Origin of the sequence: Dehalobacter sp. 12DCB1 (assembly GCF_004343605.1) — a bacterium.
Taxonomy (GTDB): domain Bacteria; phylum Bacillota; class Desulfitobacteriia; order Desulfitobacteriales; family Syntrophobotulaceae; genus Dehalobacter.
This window is the reverse complement of the sequence record NZ_POSF01000011.1, coordinates 38,686-54,665: the sequence shown is the minus strand read 5'-3', so window position 1 is coordinate 54,665 and position 15,980 is coordinate 38,686. Positions and strand designations below refer to the sequence as shown.

Sequence of the window (15,980 nt, the reverse complement as noted above, 5' to 3'; positions counted from 1 at the left end):
TATTATAAGTAATTTTAAAAGCGGTGAGATTTTATACTCATCGCTTTTAAAATCTATTGCGGCTTACCCGGGGGTACGCCGCAATAGATTTTTATTATACCGTTAAAATGTACTTTCTAGAAAAATTTTATCTACAGTGTGAATGGCTTCTATCAAAACAGCGGTTAATATTCGTTAATCTGACGAAATATTAGCCGCTGTTAATACATACTAAATTAATATTTTTCACCAACCTGGTATGATTGACTCAAATAGCACCTTGGAAATCGGTAAGGTTACGATAGACTGAACCGCGTTTTCAAAAAGTATTTTGCGTAGGGGGAGGTGAGAAAATGGGAACATTCTTGGTATTTCTAGCCGGAATTCTGTTTTTAGCCGGAATCATTTTTATAAAGCCGCGAGCTAAGCAGGATTTGAGATGGAAAACTGTTCTTAACTGGGTATTATACGTCTTGTGGTATTCGATCACAGTAATAGGGGTTTCATTCATCTATATTAACTCTATCGTAGGACACGTGAAGGCAACAAGTACAGCTATCTTTATGTTTATCGGATTATCAATCGTTCTAGCCATCGTATTAGCCAGACTTTTAGGATTCTTAGGAAAAAAACGTGAAAATATCAATCCAGGCGCAAAGGCGTAAAGAGGTGAAAAAAGATGTTTAGATCTTCAGAAAAAGAAGGAAGTCAACAAAATCAGCGGTTTAAGATGGATCGCCGTAAATTTCTAAAAGCAGGGGCTGCTTCTGCTCTGGCAGCAGGGATTGTTGGCGCAATCGGAGTTTTGCCGGCAGAAGCAGCTGAAGCTATGGCAAGCCAGACAGGCCCCCAAAACGGAGCCAAATCCAAGCTACATCCCAATGTAGATTATGGTGGTGCCAGTGTCCGATTTGTCGAGCATAACGATCAATGGCTTGGAACTTCAAAGCTAGTTGGCACTGTTAAAAATAGCCATGAAGCAGACTCAGGATTCTTTTATGCAATGCGTGGTAAACTTACACCCGAAGCTCAAAAGGCATCGTACTACTATCAATTCGTTTTTAAGCACCCGTTTAACGCTGCCATTGCCGGATTCGCCGTGAACCTTGCTCCGGAACCGATGGTAAGCGGACAACCGGCCCCTGAAAAGCTACCGATTCCTGATCCAGAACAAATGTCCCAGCACATTAAGGATTGCGCTTATTTTTTGCGGGCGGATGAAGTCGGAATCGGCAAGATGCCCCCGTATGCTTATTATACCTATAAAACTCCTAGTCTGGAAGATTTGCTTAAGGATGATTTATCTAAGTCGACACCGGTTACGGAAAGACTTCCCTATGTTATTGTAGTCATGGTTGACCAGCATTTGGAAACAATGTTGGCTTCGACCGGATATGATGGTATCAGCGCTGCCCAGTCTATGCGTTCATATCATTCAACCGGTGTTATCTCCTGTATCCTAGCCAGTTATATCCGTAACCTGGGCTATAACGCCAGAGCACAACATTTCACCAATTATGAAGCGGTTATGGGTCCCTGTATTATAGCTGCGGGACTGGGTGAATTAACCAGAACGGGTGACTGCACTGCACATCCGCGTCTTGGATTCCGTCACAAAGTGGCGGCCGTAACCACTGATTTGCCTCTTGCTCCCGACAAACCGATTGATTTCGGCATGCTTGATTTTTGTCGGGTATGCGGCAAATGCGCAGATAACTGCCCTTCCGGCGCCATTACGAAGGATAAGGAACCAGTTGAATACAATGGCTACTTGCGTTGGAACAGTGATTCTAAAAAATGCACGATATTCCGGGCAACAAACAAAGAAGGCTCTTCCTGCGGCAGGTGTATGAAAGTGTGTCCTTGGGATTCCAAGGAACAATCCTGGTTCCACGAAGCAGGTACTTGGATCGGCAGTCATGGAGAAGCTTCTTCCAGTCTGTTGAAAAAAATTGATGATATGTTCGGCTATGGTACGGAGCAAATCGAAAAATATAAATGGTGGCTGGAATGGCCCGAAAGATATGATTTATCCAAGCTATAAGCAGTTCAGCTTTCTTACGAAATATATCTTTAAGCGGCGGAGTTTTTCTCTTGCCGCTTAAAGGCGTACAAAAAACGGATACTTACTCTTTTGATGACTTCCATCGGAAATATTGCAGAAATTAATTGTCATTTGAAAAAGATCCTCCATCTTTCTGCCAATGACTTTTTTGTTTTCTGCAAATAATCTACCCACCTGTTATAGTGCATATATTAGTGATTTAATGTTATCATAGGTCATGTAAAGATACTTTTAGCATTTGCAAATTTTTTTAAATAGTTATCCAAGTTGGTTCATAAGATAAATATTCTTGACGACGGTCTGACTCATCTGCTGTTAGAGGAGGGAAAATCCATGGATGATAGCACAAAAAGACAGATTCCAGGAACAATCATTCCTGAATCGTTTAATCGTGTTGAAAGATTGGAAAAATATGTACATCTGGGAAGTACGCGTCCATTTTGCAAAGGAAGCGTCGTACTTTCTCAGGGTAGTGAAACCAATAATGTAATGTATGTGCAGTCGGGATGTCTTGCCGTAAGCATGGGAGCAGATGATGGTCATAATAAATTTTTGTTCCAAATTGGCGAGCAATCCATTGGGATGACAACCTTTTTAAGTGAGAATCATGAACTACAGATCGTTGCGGTCAAGGACAGTGTTGTTTGTTTTTTTACCATTGAAGAGGTTTTGAAAATATGTCACGAAGATGAACAACTGATTGTCGATATCATTCAAAATCTTAGTTCAAAAGTATATTACTTTATGACACAATCAAGAGATTTGAATTTTTCCCGTCCCGCGAGTAGGGTGTTTCGCTTCTTGTATAACCTATGTCTTCATGATGGAAAGCAAATTGAAGACTATTACATCATTCACTCAAATCTGACGCAAAAAGCGATTGGCGAAATCACCGGTACCCATTATGTTACGGTTAGCAAATTATTGACGATCCTTGAAAAGCAGAAAGTATTGAGAAAAACCAAGGATGCAATTTATGTTTATAACCTAGAAAAACTAAAAAATATGATTAATGAAGTTTTTGAATATTAAAAAATCAATTTTCAACCATATTCCATTCAAATAGGTAATTGACGATCTTCTCATGCAGCAGACTTTCTTTTAAGAGTTCGGGGGTAGGGAAAAGCTTGTCAAACATTTGTTGATCCCCCTGGATTCCTTCAAGAATCTGCTTCCTTCCTAACGCTGCTTCTTCATCGGAAATACAAATATTTTCAACACGTGCTAACTCCGTAAAAGCCAAACTGAGGAGAAGCTGTTGTTTAGCAAAAACAGCACAGTCCTCATAGAAATATTCATCAGCCTCACTTGAGCCAAAAGGTGTATTTGCGTTTTGGTTCTTTATGATCTCATAGTCTTTAAGCGCATTGTCAATTACTTGCTGTGTTGTCGCTTTCAGCATTTCCTCATCCAACTCATATGTTGAACTCCCGATAAATGTATCTAAGATGGTTTGTAAATTATTTTCTTTGATAGTTTGCTGGCTCTCTGCTATCAAGGACTTGCGAATGTTATCTTTCAGCGTTTTCAAGTCTGGAACCTCCGGGTCCATTTCATGGACAATTGCGTCTGTGACCTCCAATTGCTTTGATGGCCAGACTTCCAGTACAGTAGCTAAAAACTCAGCTTTCTTGCCTGCAACATGTTGAAGCGGACTATTGTGCGGAATATCAATCATCATTTGGAAACGATCCGCTTTCTTTTTCCCGATGACATTTTTGAATTGGCCAAACATCATAGGATCGCCAACTTTGTATTTTAAATAGGATGAACAAAGTTCCGAAACAGCCAAACCGTCGCAAGTTGCAAAAATGCTGACTGCAACCTCATCCCCTTCTTCGACAACAATATTGTTTTTTGACCATTCGTTGAGCATTTTTAAAACAGATTGAATTACCGCATTCTCTAACTCCGTTTCTGTAGGCGCGGGCTGAGGGGCGATTTTCATTCCTTTATACTGACCAAGTTGAAAATGATGCATTGAGTGTGCCTCCATTTAATATAAAAATAATATGAAAATTGCAGTCATAACACTTTCATGTTATCATAAATTAAGCATCTAGATTTTAGCATATGCCAACCTTGAAATCAAATGCAAAAAAACAATCGATTATTTAAAAACTTCAAGTATCTTTATGTTTTTGATCATCCGAATTTTTTAGGAGAAGGGGAAAATTAATGGATGATAGGATGATGGATGATAATATAAAGAGAAAAATTCCTGATATTTTAATTCCTGAAACATTCAATCGAATTGAACGTTTAGGAATGTATACGAATGTTGCAAATACCCGAACCTTTACCAAAGGAAGCATTGTACTCGGACAAGGTGCAGAATCTAATTCTATTGTATATGTACAATCAGGATGTTTATCCGTAGGTATCGGGATGGAAGATGGTCATAATAAATTCCTGTTTAATATCACTGAAGGTTGTATTGGAATGACAACATTTCTCGGTGAATATCATGAATTGCAAATTCATGCGATCAAAACCAGTACAGTTTGTTTTTTCCCCATTGCGCAAGTTCTGAAAATTTTTCATGACGACGAACAAGTAGTCCTTGATATCTTGCATAATATTCTCAGTAAAGTATATTATTTTATGGCACATGCCAGAGATTTAAACTATTCCCGTCCTTCCAGCAGAGTGTTCCGCTTGCTCTATAATCTTTGCATTCATGAAGGGAAGTTTGTAGGCGGTAGTTATGTGATAACTTCAAAGCTTACGCAGAAAGCAATAGCGGATATTACGGGCACACATTATGTGACGGTTTGCAAATTATTTAACATACTTGAAAAACAAGAAGTCCTCAAAAAAGTCAAAAATAAAATTTATGTTTATAATCTTGAAAAACTAAAAAGTTTAATCAATGAAGTTGTTGAGTACTAAGCTGTGGGTACAACATTTGTGGATTTTATAGACATGCCGGGCGAAACTTTCCGGCATGTCTTTTTTAGCCCAAGTTTTCATGGTACAGTTTAACCCGGGCTAAATAATTTGATAAGATAATATAGTAAAATATTTTCGGCCATTGTTTTCGGCTATTGTAATGTAAAAATTCTTTCGTAATCACTTTTACCGTAAATATCGCAATCGTTCCATTTCCAAAGAGCGTGAATAATCTTTTCTCTAAACAAGTAGTCTCCTAAAAATTCATCATTTGGAAAGAGCTGACTGAATTGCGTTTTGTCGGGGGATGTTTTTAAAAAGAAGGATTTTGCTTCCTGGATTTCCTCCGGACTGATGTCGATGTTTTCCAGCCGTGCAATTTCGGTCAGAATAAGTTCTTCGACAAGGGTTTTCTCAGCCAACGCCATGTTCTTCGCTTCAAACATTCTGTTATCTCCGGACATAAGCGCTTCAAGATTTTGAGGATTCCCTGACGAGAAAAGTTCCTTTTGCGATTGGGCATTAAGAATATCCAGAACTTCCTGGAATTCTTTTTGATCTAAAGTATATTCCGAACCCGAAGCAATGGCGTCAATCATGGATCGAATTCTTTCTTCTTTGATCTTTTGTAACCAGTTTTCCGAGATTATTTTGCGTAAATTGGCCTGCAGCTCATCTATTCCAGAAACCTCAGGATTAATTTGCCTGGCGATTTCATCCGAGAGTTCAACGGGTAGTCTGTGGTTAACTTCATGGATGGCAATCTGAAAGGTAACTGTTTTTCCACCCATCCGTTCAACGGTGAAACCTTCGGGGAAAGTAACAGACAGCACTAAATCATCTCCGGCTTTGTGATTGATAATCTGGCTGAAAGCCTCAAGAACAGAAGGGTCCCCCAAGGTAAACTTCAGATTCGAATTCGATAACTCCGGAACAAACATATTGTCGCATTCCGCACGAAGGCCGATAACAACTTCATCACCATACACGGCAGGCATATTATTTTTTGCCCATTGGTTTGCCAGCTTTTTTACAGCTTCCCTCGCCCCCAGGTTCAAATCATCTTCGGAAAACATAGATACTGGAGGAAGCTTTAATCCTTTGTATGATCCAAGTTTGATTTCATGCATGCCCAATCTACTTCCTTTATTATTTTTTGTTGTTATTTTATCATGGAATAGTCTATCATAAAATAGTCTATCACACTTTAATATACGCAAATAAAAAAATGTTTTTTATAATAGGAGGGGTTAAAAATGGCCTTTTGTGGGGATATTTAGGAGCAGATGAAAAATAAGGAGAGGGAAAAAGCAAAATACTGACACATTAATTCTTATTTAACAAAAAATAATTCTTATTTTACAAAAAATACGATAAAATATTGTCATGATATGCAATTATGATATACTTAATTAGCATGTTTTAAAGATTTATTTGTTTAACTAAGTTAAAATTTTAATGCATAATAAAACACAAGGAGAAAATCATATGGAATCTATCAAAATTTTTAGAGAGATTACGCTCAAGCAAATTGTAACGGAAGAATCCAAGGAGAGGACCCGTGAGCAATTGCGCGAACAAATGGTAGCTTTGAACGATGAAAAGACGGAGTTTGAAGAAAACAAAAACAAAATGCTTACAGAATTCTCGTTGAAAGGAGCTGAAGCTACCCAACTTAATCAAATCCGGCAGCAATTTGATACACAGGCTACAAAATTTCATGTCGGGATGGACGAAATTAGAATGAATATGGTTTCGATTGATGAACTAAAATCTGGTGAAGAAATCGTGATCGGTTCGGTGGAAGGACCTTATGAACTGAAGGTCGGAGATAAATTGGAAACGGCGACCAAAGCTGAAATTGTCTTTAAAGACGGAATTGTCGTGGAGATAAGGCAATGACCTCACAGGAAAAAACAACGGTTACATTGAATGAAGAAGCCCGGTATGCGCTGGCCAGGGGCGTTGACAAGGTAGCTGATTTGGTGAAAGTAACGCTTGGGCCTAAAGGGAGAAACATCGTCATTGAGCAGATGATGGGTTATCCTCTGGTTACAAAAGACGGCGTAACGGTTGCGAAACACATTAATTTGCCCGATCCTAGGGAAAATATAGGAGCCCGTTTGTGTAAGGAAGTTGCCAGGCAAACCAACGACATGGTCGGCGATGGCACTACGACGTCGATCGTCCTCGCACAAGCCATTGTGAAGGGTGGAATGCCTCTGGTCGAAGCGGGAGCAGACCCGATCCGTCTTAAAAAAGGGATGGAAAAGGCCGTACAGGCAGTCAGCCAAGAAATTGGAAGGCTAGGCATTCCGGCTACTCCGGAAACTGTTTCCCAGGTTGCGTCCATATCAGCTAAAAGCCGCTTGACTGGAGAACTTATTGCTCAGGCAGTAGAAAAAGTCGGACAGAATGGGATTGTAACCGTCCAGGAAACCATTGAACGGCGTACTTTCATTGAAACATCGGAAGGTATGGAATTGGAGAGTGGTTATCTCTCATCGTATTTCTTATCGGAAAACGATCGTATGATTCTAAACTTGGAAAAACCATATATTTTGATGACGGACCAGATGATTGACAATATCCAGCAAATTAAGCGCGTTCTTAATTGGTGTATCTGGGAGAAAAAGCCGCTGTTGATCGTAGCAAAGCAAGTAACAAAAGATGTGCTGGGAATGCTGATTACGCATAATACGGAGGCTAGGGAGGCCAAGGCAATCGCAGTTCAGGCTCCAGGTACCGGAGAGTACCGTCTTGGTATTTTGGAGGACTTGGCAGTCAAGACAGGCGGTTCTGTTTTGGTGGAAATGCTCGGGTTATCGTTAGAAAATATTGAGAAATCCATGCTTGGTAATGCAGAAAAAATTATTGTCACGCGTCAAAAAACGACTGTAATAGGTGGTGGTGGCAGCAGTGAAATGATTGAAGAGAAATCAAACCAGCTGAGAGCACTAATCAGACAAACATCAGAGTCTGGGGAGCGCCAGAAGCTGCAAGAACGGATCGCCAAGCTTTCTGGTGGAATAGCCGTTATCAGGGTCGGCGCTGATACGAAAATTGCGCTAAAAGAACTTAAAGACCGTGTTATCGATGCTGTACAGGCTTCGAAAGCGGCGGTGGAGAGTGGAGTCGTCCCTGGCGGAGGAACAACCTATGTAAGGGCAGCAAAAGTACTTGATGATTTAAAAGCGGATTCAGAGGATGAGCTATCCGGTATCCGTCTCATTCGACAAGCTCTAGCCGTACCGTTACGCCAGATTGTAAGTAATACCGGTGGTAACGGAGACAAAATTGTAGAGATGACCAGCAAGGCAGCACCTGGCATGGGATACGACGCAATGTCAGGAAAATTTGTAGACATGATGGCTGAAGGGATCGTAGATCCGGTTGCTGTGACAGTTACCGCGTTGAACAAGGCTATGGGTATTGCTTCGATCCTCCTTACAACAGAAGGGGTCATTGATAAACAATATCAGTTTACAATTGATCTAAGTACCATGATTTAGGTTAAAAAACAGATTACTTTTATATTTGTTTCAAGCCATAAAAAAGAGAGGCCAGTTTTATGAAAAAATTTATCTTAATCGCTAAAAAATTCATTCCATTATTTGCTATTGTAATTTTGGTTTTAACAATGGTATATGGGTACCACGCCAATAAAATGGATCAGAATGTCGTCCAAGGGTATTACCAGCAGTTGTTTCCGAAAGCAGACCATTTTGATTCGATAAGTGACCGGACAGCCAAGGCAATAGGCGCAGACGGAAACCTTATGGCTTATGTCGGAATCTGCAGTAATGTTGGCTATGGGGGGCCCGTGATGGTAGGGACTATCATCAATCCGACCGGGGGTATTCAGGATGTAGTGGTCCTGCAGCATAAGGAGACTCCTTCTTATCTCAACAAGATAGCCCAGGCCGGCTATTTCCGCCAGTACACCAAAAAAAATGCGGGTGATCCGCTGGTTTTGGACGCTGACATTGACAGAGTATCGGGGGCAACGCTTTCCACACGGGCTATCGCAAAATCTGTGAATGATGTTGCGCATACCGTGGCCGTCCAAGAATTGAATGTTACACCTAAAAAAGCAGAGATCTCCTGGAATATAGGAATAAAAGAAGTCGCAGTTGCTTTACTTTTTATACTTTCTGTTTTCATACCACGTTTCAAGCAATTGGCGAAGTACAGGTTGGTATTTCTGGGACTTAGTATCGTTATTTTAGGTTTTTGGTTAAATAGGTCATTATCGATGGGACACATCAGTGCGCTGCTTCTTGGATACTTCCCATCTCCGAGCGAAAATCTGATATGGTATCTTGTTTTGTTGGGAGCATTGGCACCTGCTTTAATAACCGGTAAAAACATCTACTGTGCGTATGTTTGTCCTTTCCACGGCTTGCAGGAAGCTACCCACATGATTAGTAAAGTCAATATACCGATCGGAAAATATGTGAAATGGTTCCACACAATAAAAGAAGTTATCTTATTTTTAGTTTTGTTCTTTGCCTTCCTCTTTGTAAACCCTTCATGTTCCAGTTTTGAACCCTTTGGAACGATATTTGGCTTAAACGGATCCAGTAATCAGTGGTATTTGCTTTTTGTCATATTGCTTACCAGCTTTTTCTACCGTCGATTCTGGTGTGTTGCATTTTGTCCGGTTGGGACATTTGTGGACAAGGTCGCACAACTGGGACGGAAAATTCGGGAGATCATTGGGTTGTCTTCCAAGAAAAAGGTTAGAAAGGTGGAGAATATGAATGTCTGAAAAAGCTGAAACCGTAGTGAAACCTGAAGATCAAGAAGTGGGGAAGAAAAAGACAGAAACTTCTACAATTTTGCTTTTTGCTTTGTATGGCCTTACCATCTTGCTGATTGTTTTGGTTTTGATAAGTAATTGGAATGCCTGATGATTTCTGAATAATGAGGGGTAATCAACATGGATACAACATTGTTGGCCGGGGAGAAGGCCAGACAATCACTCGCAGCAGGAATAGACCTTATCGCCTCTTGTGTTAAGGTTACACTGGGACCAAAAGGAAGAAATGTTGTTTTAGACCCGGAGGTTGGTCTTCCAAAAATTACAAACGACGGGGCTAGTATTGCCAGTATCATTTCCACAACTAACCGGTTCCAAAATTTAGGATGCCAAATTATCAAAGAAGTATCGGACAAGACCAACGACAGGGTGGGTGACGGGACAACGACATCGATTGTTCTGGCCCAGGCCATGATCCGGGAAGGAATGAAAAATATTGCGGCGGGAAGCAATCCCACTTCTCTTATCAGCGGGATAGAAAACGGAATTGAAAGCGCTATTGAGGCTATTCAAAAAAGCGCAGTCAAAATATCCAGTTTGGAGAAGGTTAAGCAGGTGGCTACTGTATCGTCAGGAGATCCGGAGATCGGGAGGCTTATTAGCGAAGCTGTAGAAAAAGTTGGTTTCCATGGGATGATCATGGTGGAAGAAGATCAAGCGCTGAAAACCCGGTTAGAGGTTACGGAAGGGATACGTTTTGACAAGGGATGTTTTACACCGAAAATCGTGAAGTCTTGGGAGAAGAAAGAAGAGGTTTTGGAAGATCCGTATATTCTTGTAACCGATACCAAGATTAGTTATATCTATGAGATTTTCTCCATCATGGAAGAGGTCGTAAAAAGCGGCAAGCCGCTTGTAATTATTACTGAAGATATTTCTGTTGATTTGCTTGCTCTTCTGCTTGCAAATAAGCAAAAAGGGACCATGAATGTCATTGCTATTCAGACCCCAGGTCATGGGGAGCGGCGTAAAGCTTACTTGCAGGATATAGCGGTTATTACGGGTGCCACGGTTATTTCAGAAGAGGCCGGAATCCCACTTGAAGAAGTGCAAGGATACCACTTAGGAAGAGCAAAGCGGATTCTGGTTGATACGAAGAATACGACCATTATTGGCGGACAAGGTAACAAAGAAGAAATCGAGGCGCGTTGCGCTGAAGTACGTGCGGAATATGAGCCTTTGCTTCCCGGCTGGAGAAAAGAGAAACTTCAGGAAAGGTTGGGGTGGCTGCAAGGGGGAATAGCCATCATTAAAGTCGGTGCTGCAACGAGACTGGAAATGAAGGAAAAAAAGGATCGGATTGATGATGCTGTCAATGCAGTAAGGGTAGCGATTGAAGAAGGGATTGTACCTGGCGGAGGTATCGCTTTGCTCGAAGCAACGGATGCATTGGCAGAGATCAAGCTGGATGATTCTGAAGCTATGGTCGGACTGCGGATTGTCCAAAAGGCTTTGGAGGCGCCTTTACGCCAGATTGTTGAGAATGCCGGCGAAAACGGGGATTCCGTCATTGAAAACGTCCAGGAACTTCCTGCCGGATTTGGTTATAATGCTGCCGAAGATAGCTACGTTGATATGATAGAAAACGGAATCATTGATCCTGTCCAGGTAACTTATACGGCATTGAAAAATGCTGCCTCTATTGCAACGTTAGTTATCGGCGCAGAAGGATTGATTATTAACAATGCTCCAAACTTCATGAATTTATAGGCTTTTAAGCTTAAAAATCATATGTAATGTATAAGTCCTTAAGTCGTTTAATATTAATTATCTTATTGAATTTTTCTCTGAAAGCAGCAATAAAGGCTGCTTTCTTTTTATAAGTTCTAAGATCGATAAACAATTAAATATAATTGAAAATAATTACCTGAAAATAATTATTATAAATGTGGAGAAAGGTTATTGACATTTGATATGAACATGATTAAATTGAATATAAACTATACACGTGTATACAATAAAGCATTGCTCTTTTGATGCGTTTTCCATCTTGAGAAAGGAATTGATTAAAATGTCCAAGATTATCATTGCCTGTCAAACGATAAAAGATGAAATACGTTTAGCTTTGCAAGAGACCGGGGTAGGCTATCCGGTGCTATATATTGAATCGGGCCTTCACAACTATCCGGACTTACTTCGGAAAAGGCTTCAAGAATCCATTAATCAACTGGAGAACGTCGATACCATTCTCTTTGCTTTTGGTTACTGCGGTAATAGCCTGGTTGGGCTTACATCACCCACGGCTGCTCTGATAATCCCGAAAGTGGATGATTGCATTTCTTTATTATTGGGCTCTCACGAGCTTAGAATGAGTCTTTCCAGGGAAATGGGAACTTATTTTTTGACCAAGGGATGGCTCGATAATGAAAAGAGCCTATTGTCGGAATATCAGCATTATGTCGAAAAATACGGATCAGCCAAAGCCGATAGGATCATTAAGACCATGCTGCACCATTATAGAAGATTGATGATCATTGATACGCAGACTTGCCAGCCCGAGGAAATCATGGCCCGGACAGAGAATTTTGCTAAATCCTTAGAATTGCAACATGAAACAATTACGGGCTCATCGCGTTTTTTGAAGAAACTGTTTCTTGGACCGTGGGACGAAGAGTTTATTACGGTGAAGCCAGGTGACACGGTAACACTTGAGCATACGCTTACCGAAGAAAAGAAGTTTTCGAATTTTTGATAATTGAAGATATTCCAATAGACAACAAGGGAGTGCAACAAAACTTAGGTTTTGCGGCGCTCCCTTGTTCGGTTATCGAATTCAAATTATTTCTGATCTTAGGTATAGCTAAAGTACAAAACTATAATAGGATTAAAATGAACTTGATAAAAGTAATTTATCAATTCAAACAAGTCAAGGGGAGGTGAAAAAATGAGTACATTCTTAATTTTTTTGGCGGGAATTCTTTTTTCAGCCGGTGTCCTTTTTATCAAACCTCGTGTGAAGCAGGATAAGACTTGGAAAACAGTAATTATTTGGACCTTATATGTTATTTTTTTTGTGATCGCTTGTATGGGAGTTTCCTTTGTTTACATCAATGCCAGTGTCGGACATGTCAAAGCAACAAGTACAGCTGTATTCCTGTTTGGAGGGATTTCGCTGATTCTAGCTGTCGTCTTAGCCCGTGTGTTAGGATTTATCGGTGCAAAGAAAAAGGTCGAGTCATTACAGGTCTAGAGGAGGAAAATTAATGTCCGTAGATAATAAAAAGGGCCAAAGCAAGAATTTTCAGCAAGTTGCTGCGACTTTCTGAAAACCGGGGTGGCCGCCGCGGCAGCAAAGGCGGGACAGCCTTTAAAATTTCTTAAAGCAATCGATAATAAGTTGTTTTTATAAGGGCATCCCAAAAGCATTAAGATAACTTTTGGGACACCTTTTTTATGTATTAAATGTAGATTTTTTGAAGATTGCATGGTACGATTATGTCAGAAAAGTTATCCTACGCTAATATTATTAATGCATACGTAACGATTATCTACGTCGTGCGCATAATTTTATTTGGGAGGGAAATGATCTATGACAGATATTAACAGAGATTATTGTATTGTCCCAGATAATTTTTACCCTGTTAAAAGTCTTCAAAAATATGTTCATATGGGAGTCGTACGCAAATATCGGAAAGGAGATACCATTAGTTTTCCTGGAGAAGTACTTGACAGGGTCATCTATGTGGTCTCAGGAAAAGTTAGCGTTTACTTTCTCGAAGATAACAAGCAAAAATTAATGTATTATGCATGCCGTTATTGTCCCATTGATGGGGCGTTTGGATTTAAAATTAGTCTCATGCATGTTGTTTCAGAAGAAAACAGTACGGTTTGTTTTTTCTCGAAAGAACAGCTTTTTGAAATTTTTAGACAGGATGATGAAGCTCATCAAGATTTTCTTTTGAATTTTGCTTGTAAATGCGGCTTTTTTATGTATGTCTCCAAAGAGATGGACCTTTATACTCCGACCGCCAGGGTTTTAAGAATGCTTTGTGAACTTTGCTTAACGAAAGGTAAGGTTGTTGATAATGTTTATGAGATAGATATTAAATTAACACAAAAGACGATTTCCGAAATAACAGGTGTTCATTTTGTTAGTGTCAGTAGAATTTTTGGATGGCTGAAAAAAGAAAAAATTGTGCATAAGACTCCAAATAAAATCATTATTTATGACTTGCCAAGGCTTAAAGATATGATAAATATAAATAATAAGCATTAAATGCAAATGCCGCCGAAAGGCGGCATTTGCATTTAATGCTTATTATTTAAAATAGATTTAAAACTTTAAAATTTAATAATTTAAAATCTTAAAATTAATAATCTATTATTATTTTAGGTATAGCTAAAGTCAAAAACTGAAAAAGGATTAAAATGAACTTGATAAAAGTTATATCATCATTCGAATAAATCAGGAGGAGGTGAAAAAATGAGTACGTTCTTAATTTTCTTGGCGGGAATTCTTTTTTTAGCCGGTGTCCTTTTTATCAAACCTCGCGCGAAGCAGGATAAGGCTTGGAAGACGGTAATTATTTGGACCTTATATGTTATTTTCTTTGCTATTGCTTGTATGGGAGTTTCCTTTGTTTACATCAACGCATCCGTAGGACATGTTAAAGCAACAAGTACTGCCATATTCCTGTTTGGAGGAATATCCGTCGTACTAGCAGTTGTTTTGGCACGCTTGTTAGGTTTCATCACTGTAGGAAAAACAAAAAAAATTAGTGCTAAACAAGCTTGAAAAGAGGTGGAAAAGAAGTGAGTAATGAACCAAAGATGAATCGAAGGAATTTTCTAAAAGCCGGTGCGACAGCGACAGCCTTGGGAGCCGTTGGTGTATTAAAAGTCCCCGGAAAGGTGGCAAGTGCGGCAAGCAGTGTGCAATATGCTCCTGCATCAAAAGGACAATGGTCCAAAATGCATCCTGTGCACGATATGGGCAGTGCTGTATTACACTATGTGGAAAATAATGATCAATGGTTAGGCACTTCTAAGATCGTTGGAAAGATCAAGAACTTCAATGAGTCTGATCATGGTTTTGCCCTGGCTTTAAGAGGTGAACTCGGAGATAAGGCATTTCGAGGATACATGACCCTTACTGCGAGATATCCTTTGTTTAAAGCAATAGCCGTTGCCGCTGGTTTTATTTCTTCGCCAGCAGCTGTGGAAGGAACGCCTGCTCCGGAGAAATTGGAGATACCTGATCCCGAGCAAATGTCCATGCATATTAAAGATCTTGGTTACTTTCTGCATGCAGCGGATGTATCTATTGGCAAAATGCCGGAATATGCCTACTATTCCCACCATACATTAAACTTATTTGATTTGGCGAAAAAACCTGTAGAGGAATGCATTGTACCTGTGACTGAACGGTTGCCTTATGTCATCACTGTTATGATTGACCAAAACTTAGAATCGTTGTTGGGTTCTACAGGTTATGACGGGATCAGCGGTTCGATGTCCTTTAATTCTTATCACTCTACAGCAGGTATGGCCATCATCATAGCGAATTACATCCGAAATCTTGGTTATCAAGCACGGGCCTCTCATGCTTTCAATAACATTATGGTATTTACCCCTGCTCTTATCGCAGGAGGGATGGGAGAAAATTCCCGCACAGGCGACACCTGTATCCATCCCAAGCTGGGATTCCGGTATAAAGCTGCTTGCGTTACTACGGATTTGCCGCTTGCTCCGGATAAGCCAATCGACTTTGGCTTGCGGGAATTCTGCAGAGTATGTAAAAAATGTGCAGTAGAATGTCCCAATCAAGCAATCACCTATGATGACGATCCTGTGGAATATAACGGATACTTGCGCTGGAACAGCAGTTATAAAAAGTGTGCTATATTCCGGACAACAAACGAAGAAGGTAATGTCTGCGGACGGTGCATGAAAGTCTGCCCATGGAATTCCAAAGAGGACTCGTGGTTCCATCAGGCGGGAACCTGGGTCGGAAGCATCAATGAATCATCAGCCAAATTGCTAAAATCCATTGATGATATGTTCGGATATGGGACAGAGCAGATCGAGAAATACAAATGGTGGCTGGAATGGCCGGAAATGTACAAAATTCCGGATAAATTGCAGGTAGTTAAGACTACATTGACAAGCTAATATTTTTCAAGTTGGATCATATTTCTCGAAATTCTGATTGGAATAAGTATAATTGGACGATTCTAAAAATTGAGCTGTCCCTATAAAAATTGTTGTCAAGGTCGGGTAGTA

16 protein-coding genes are annotated in these 15,980 nt (G+C 40.1%); 14 read left to right on the top strand and 2 right to left on the bottom strand.

The genetic code is table 11. From position 1 onward, the window contains the following. Window positions 1-332: 332 nt before the first annotated feature. From C1I38_RS03785 to C1I38_RS03775, 3 genes are all read left to right on the top strand, one after another. The gene (locus C1I38_RS03785) at window positions 333-644 is read left to right on the top strand and encodes a dehalogenase (RefSeq protein ID WP_119774737.1); all 312 of its coding nucleotides are present in this window, start codon (window positions 333-335) and stop codon (window positions 642-644) included. 14 nt (window positions 645-658) lie between these two features. Beyond that, window positions 659-2,023 carry a reductive dehalogenase gene (locus C1I38_RS03780; protein ID WP_119774738.1) on the top strand — a complete coding sequence of 455 codons (1,365 nt, stop codon included), beginning with the start codon at window positions 659-661 and terminating at the stop codon, window positions 2,021-2,023. A gap of 354 nt (window positions 2,024-2,377) precedes the next feature. After that, on the top strand, window positions 2,378-3,076 hold the full coding sequence (locus tag C1I38_RS03775; protein ID WP_119774739.1) for a Crp/Fnr family transcriptional regulator: 699 nt from the start codon (window positions 2,378-2,380) through the stop codon (window positions 3,074-3,076). Between the two features lie 4 nt (window positions 3,077-3,080). On the opposite strand, the gene C1I38_RS03770 is transcribed toward C1I38_RS03775, so the two are convergent. Then, window positions 3,081-4,025, bottom strand: coding sequence for a trigger factor (locus C1I38_RS03770; RefSeq protein ID WP_158582037.1), 945 nt, complete (start codon window positions 4,023-4,025; stop codon window positions 3,081-3,083). Window positions 4,026-4,222: 197 nt separating this feature from the next. On the opposite strand from C1I38_RS03770, the gene C1I38_RS03765 reads away from it, so the two are divergent. Beyond that, window positions 4,223-4,936: a Crp/Fnr family transcriptional regulator gene (locus C1I38_RS03765; protein WP_243103636.1), complete on the top strand. Its 714-nt coding sequence runs from the start codon at window positions 4,223-4,225 to the stop codon at window positions 4,934-4,936. Window positions 4,937-5,088: 152 nt separating this feature from the next. Here C1I38_RS03765 and C1I38_RS03760 read toward each other — a convergent pair whose 3' ends face one another. Then, window positions 5,089-6,066, bottom strand: coding sequence for a trigger factor (locus tag C1I38_RS03760; RefSeq protein WP_165904964.1), 978 nt, complete (start codon window positions 6,064-6,066; stop codon window positions 5,089-5,091). Window positions 6,067-6,424: 358 nt separating this feature from the next. On the opposite strand from C1I38_RS03760, the gene C1I38_RS03755 reads away from it, so the two are divergent. The 10 genes from C1I38_RS03755 to C1I38_RS03715 all read left to right on the top strand — a co-directional run bounded on the left by C1I38_RS03755 (window position 6,425) and on the right by C1I38_RS03715 (window position 15,869). Next, window positions 6,425-6,838, top strand: coding sequence for a YlqD family protein (locus C1I38_RS03755; RefSeq protein ID WP_119774741.1), 414 nt, complete (start codon window positions 6,425-6,427; stop codon window positions 6,836-6,838). Next, window positions 6,835-8,448: a molecular chaperone GroEL gene (locus C1I38_RS03750; protein WP_199698221.1), complete on the top strand. Its 1,614-nt coding sequence runs from the start codon at window positions 6,835-6,837 to the stop codon at window positions 8,446-8,448. The genes C1I38_RS03755 and C1I38_RS03750 overlap by 4 nt, the downstream gene beginning before the upstream one ends. Before the next feature lie 59 nt (window positions 8,449-8,507). Then, window positions 8,508-9,707, top strand: a complete 1,200-nt coding sequence (locus tag C1I38_RS03745) for a 4Fe-4S binding protein (RefSeq protein WP_199698222.1) — start codon at window positions 8,508-8,510, stop codon at window positions 9,705-9,707. Continuing rightward, window positions 9,700-9,849 (top strand): hypothetical protein, encoded by a 150-nt coding sequence (locus C1I38_RS13990; RefSeq protein WP_158582038.1) that lies wholly within the window; start codon window positions 9,700-9,702, stop codon window positions 9,847-9,849. The genes C1I38_RS03745 and C1I38_RS13990 overlap by 8 nt, the downstream gene beginning before the upstream one ends. Window positions 9,850-9,878: 29 nt before the next feature. Then, window positions 9,879-11,468 (top strand): chaperonin GroEL, encoded by a 1,590-nt coding sequence (groL, locus tag C1I38_RS03740; RefSeq protein WP_119774742.1) that lies wholly within the window; start codon window positions 9,879-9,881, stop codon window positions 11,466-11,468. A 301-nt stretch (window positions 11,469-11,769) separates the two neighbouring features. Beyond that, window positions 11,770-12,450 carry a DUF1638 domain-containing protein gene (locus tag C1I38_RS03735; protein ID WP_119774743.1) on the top strand — a complete coding sequence of 227 codons (681 nt, stop codon included), beginning with the start codon at window positions 11,770-11,772 and terminating at the stop codon, window positions 12,448-12,450. Between the two features lie 192 nt (window positions 12,451-12,642). Further along, window positions 12,643-12,948: a dehalogenase gene (locus C1I38_RS03730; RefSeq protein ID WP_119774745.1), complete on the top strand. Its 306-nt coding sequence runs from the start codon at window positions 12,643-12,645 to the stop codon at window positions 12,946-12,948. A gap of 339 nt (window positions 12,949-13,287) precedes the next feature. Beyond that, a complete protein-coding gene (locus C1I38_RS03725; RefSeq protein ID WP_119774747.1) occupies window positions 13,288-13,974 on the top strand; it encodes a Crp/Fnr family transcriptional regulator in 687 nt (228 codons plus the stop codon). Between the two features lie 207 nt (window positions 13,975-14,181). After that, on the top strand, window positions 14,182-14,493 hold the full coding sequence (locus C1I38_RS03720) for a dehalogenase (protein ID WP_119774748.1): 312 nt from the start codon (window positions 14,182-14,184) through the stop codon (window positions 14,491-14,493). A 35-nt stretch (window positions 14,494-14,528) separates the two neighbouring features. Further along, window positions 14,529-15,869: a reductive dehalogenase gene (locus C1I38_RS03715; protein WP_119774766.1), complete on the top strand. Its 1,341-nt coding sequence runs from the start codon at window positions 14,529-14,531 to the stop codon at window positions 15,867-15,869. Window positions 15,870-15,980 lie beyond the last annotated feature (111 nt).

Excerpts from the sequence above, each read along its gene's own strand:
- C1I38_RS03720 (WP_119774748.1), top strand. The coding sequence starts at position 14,182 with ATGAGTACGTTCTTAATTTTCTTGGCGGGAATTCTTTTTTTAGCCGGT.
- C1I38_RS03780 (WP_119774738.1), top strand. The coding sequence starts at position 659 with ATGTTTAGATCTTCAGAAAAAGAAGGAAGTCAACAAAATCAGCGGTTT.
- C1I38_RS03760 (WP_165904964.1), bottom strand. The coding sequence starts at position 6,066 with ATGCATGAAATCAAACTTGGATCATACAAAGGATTAAAGCTTCCTCCA.
- C1I38_RS03730 (WP_119774745.1), top strand. The coding sequence starts at position 12,643 with ATGAGTACATTCTTAATTTTTTTGGCGGGAATTCTTTTTTCAGCCGGT.
- C1I38_RS03715 (WP_119774766.1), top strand. The coding sequence starts at position 14,529 with ATGAATCGAAGGAATTTTCTAAAAGCCGGTGCGACAGCGACAGCCTTG.
- C1I38_RS03775 (WP_119774739.1), top strand. The coding sequence starts at position 2,378 with ATGGATGATAGCACAAAAAGACAGATTCCAGGAACAATCATTCCTGAA.
- C1I38_RS03725 (WP_119774747.1), top strand. The coding sequence starts at position 13,288 with ATGACAGATATTAACAGAGATTATTGTATTGTCCCAGATAATTTTTAC.
- groL (WP_119774742.1), top strand. The coding sequence starts at position 9,879 with ATGGATACAACATTGTTGGCCGGGGAGAAGGCCAGACAATCACTCGCA.
- C1I38_RS03745 (WP_199698222.1), top strand. The coding sequence starts at position 8,508 with ATGAAAAAATTTATCTTAATCGCTAAAAAATTCATTCCATTATTTGCT.
- C1I38_RS03785 (WP_119774737.1), top strand. The coding sequence starts at position 333 with ATGGGAACATTCTTGGTATTTCTAGCCGGAATTCTGTTTTTAGCCGGA.
- C1I38_RS13990 (WP_158582038.1), top strand. The coding sequence starts at position 9,700 with ATGTCTGAAAAAGCTGAAACCGTAGTGAAACCTGAAGATCAAGAAGTG.
- C1I38_RS03770 (WP_158582037.1), bottom strand. The coding sequence starts at position 4,025 with ATGCATCATTTTCAACTTGGTCAGTATAAAGGAATGAAAATCGCCCCT.
- C1I38_RS03755 (WP_119774741.1), top strand. The coding sequence starts at position 6,425 with ATGGAATCTATCAAAATTTTTAGAGAGATTACGCTCAAGCAAATTGTA.
- C1I38_RS03765 (WP_243103636.1), top strand. The coding sequence starts at position 4,223 with ATGGATGATAGGATGATGGATGATAATATAAAGAGAAAAATTCCTGAT.
- C1I38_RS03735 (WP_119774743.1), top strand. The coding sequence starts at position 11,770 with ATGTCCAAGATTATCATTGCCTGTCAAACGATAAAAGATGAAATACGT.
- C1I38_RS03750 (WP_199698221.1), top strand. The coding sequence starts at position 6,835 with ATGACCTCACAGGAAAAAACAACGGTTACATTGAATGAAGAAGCCCGG.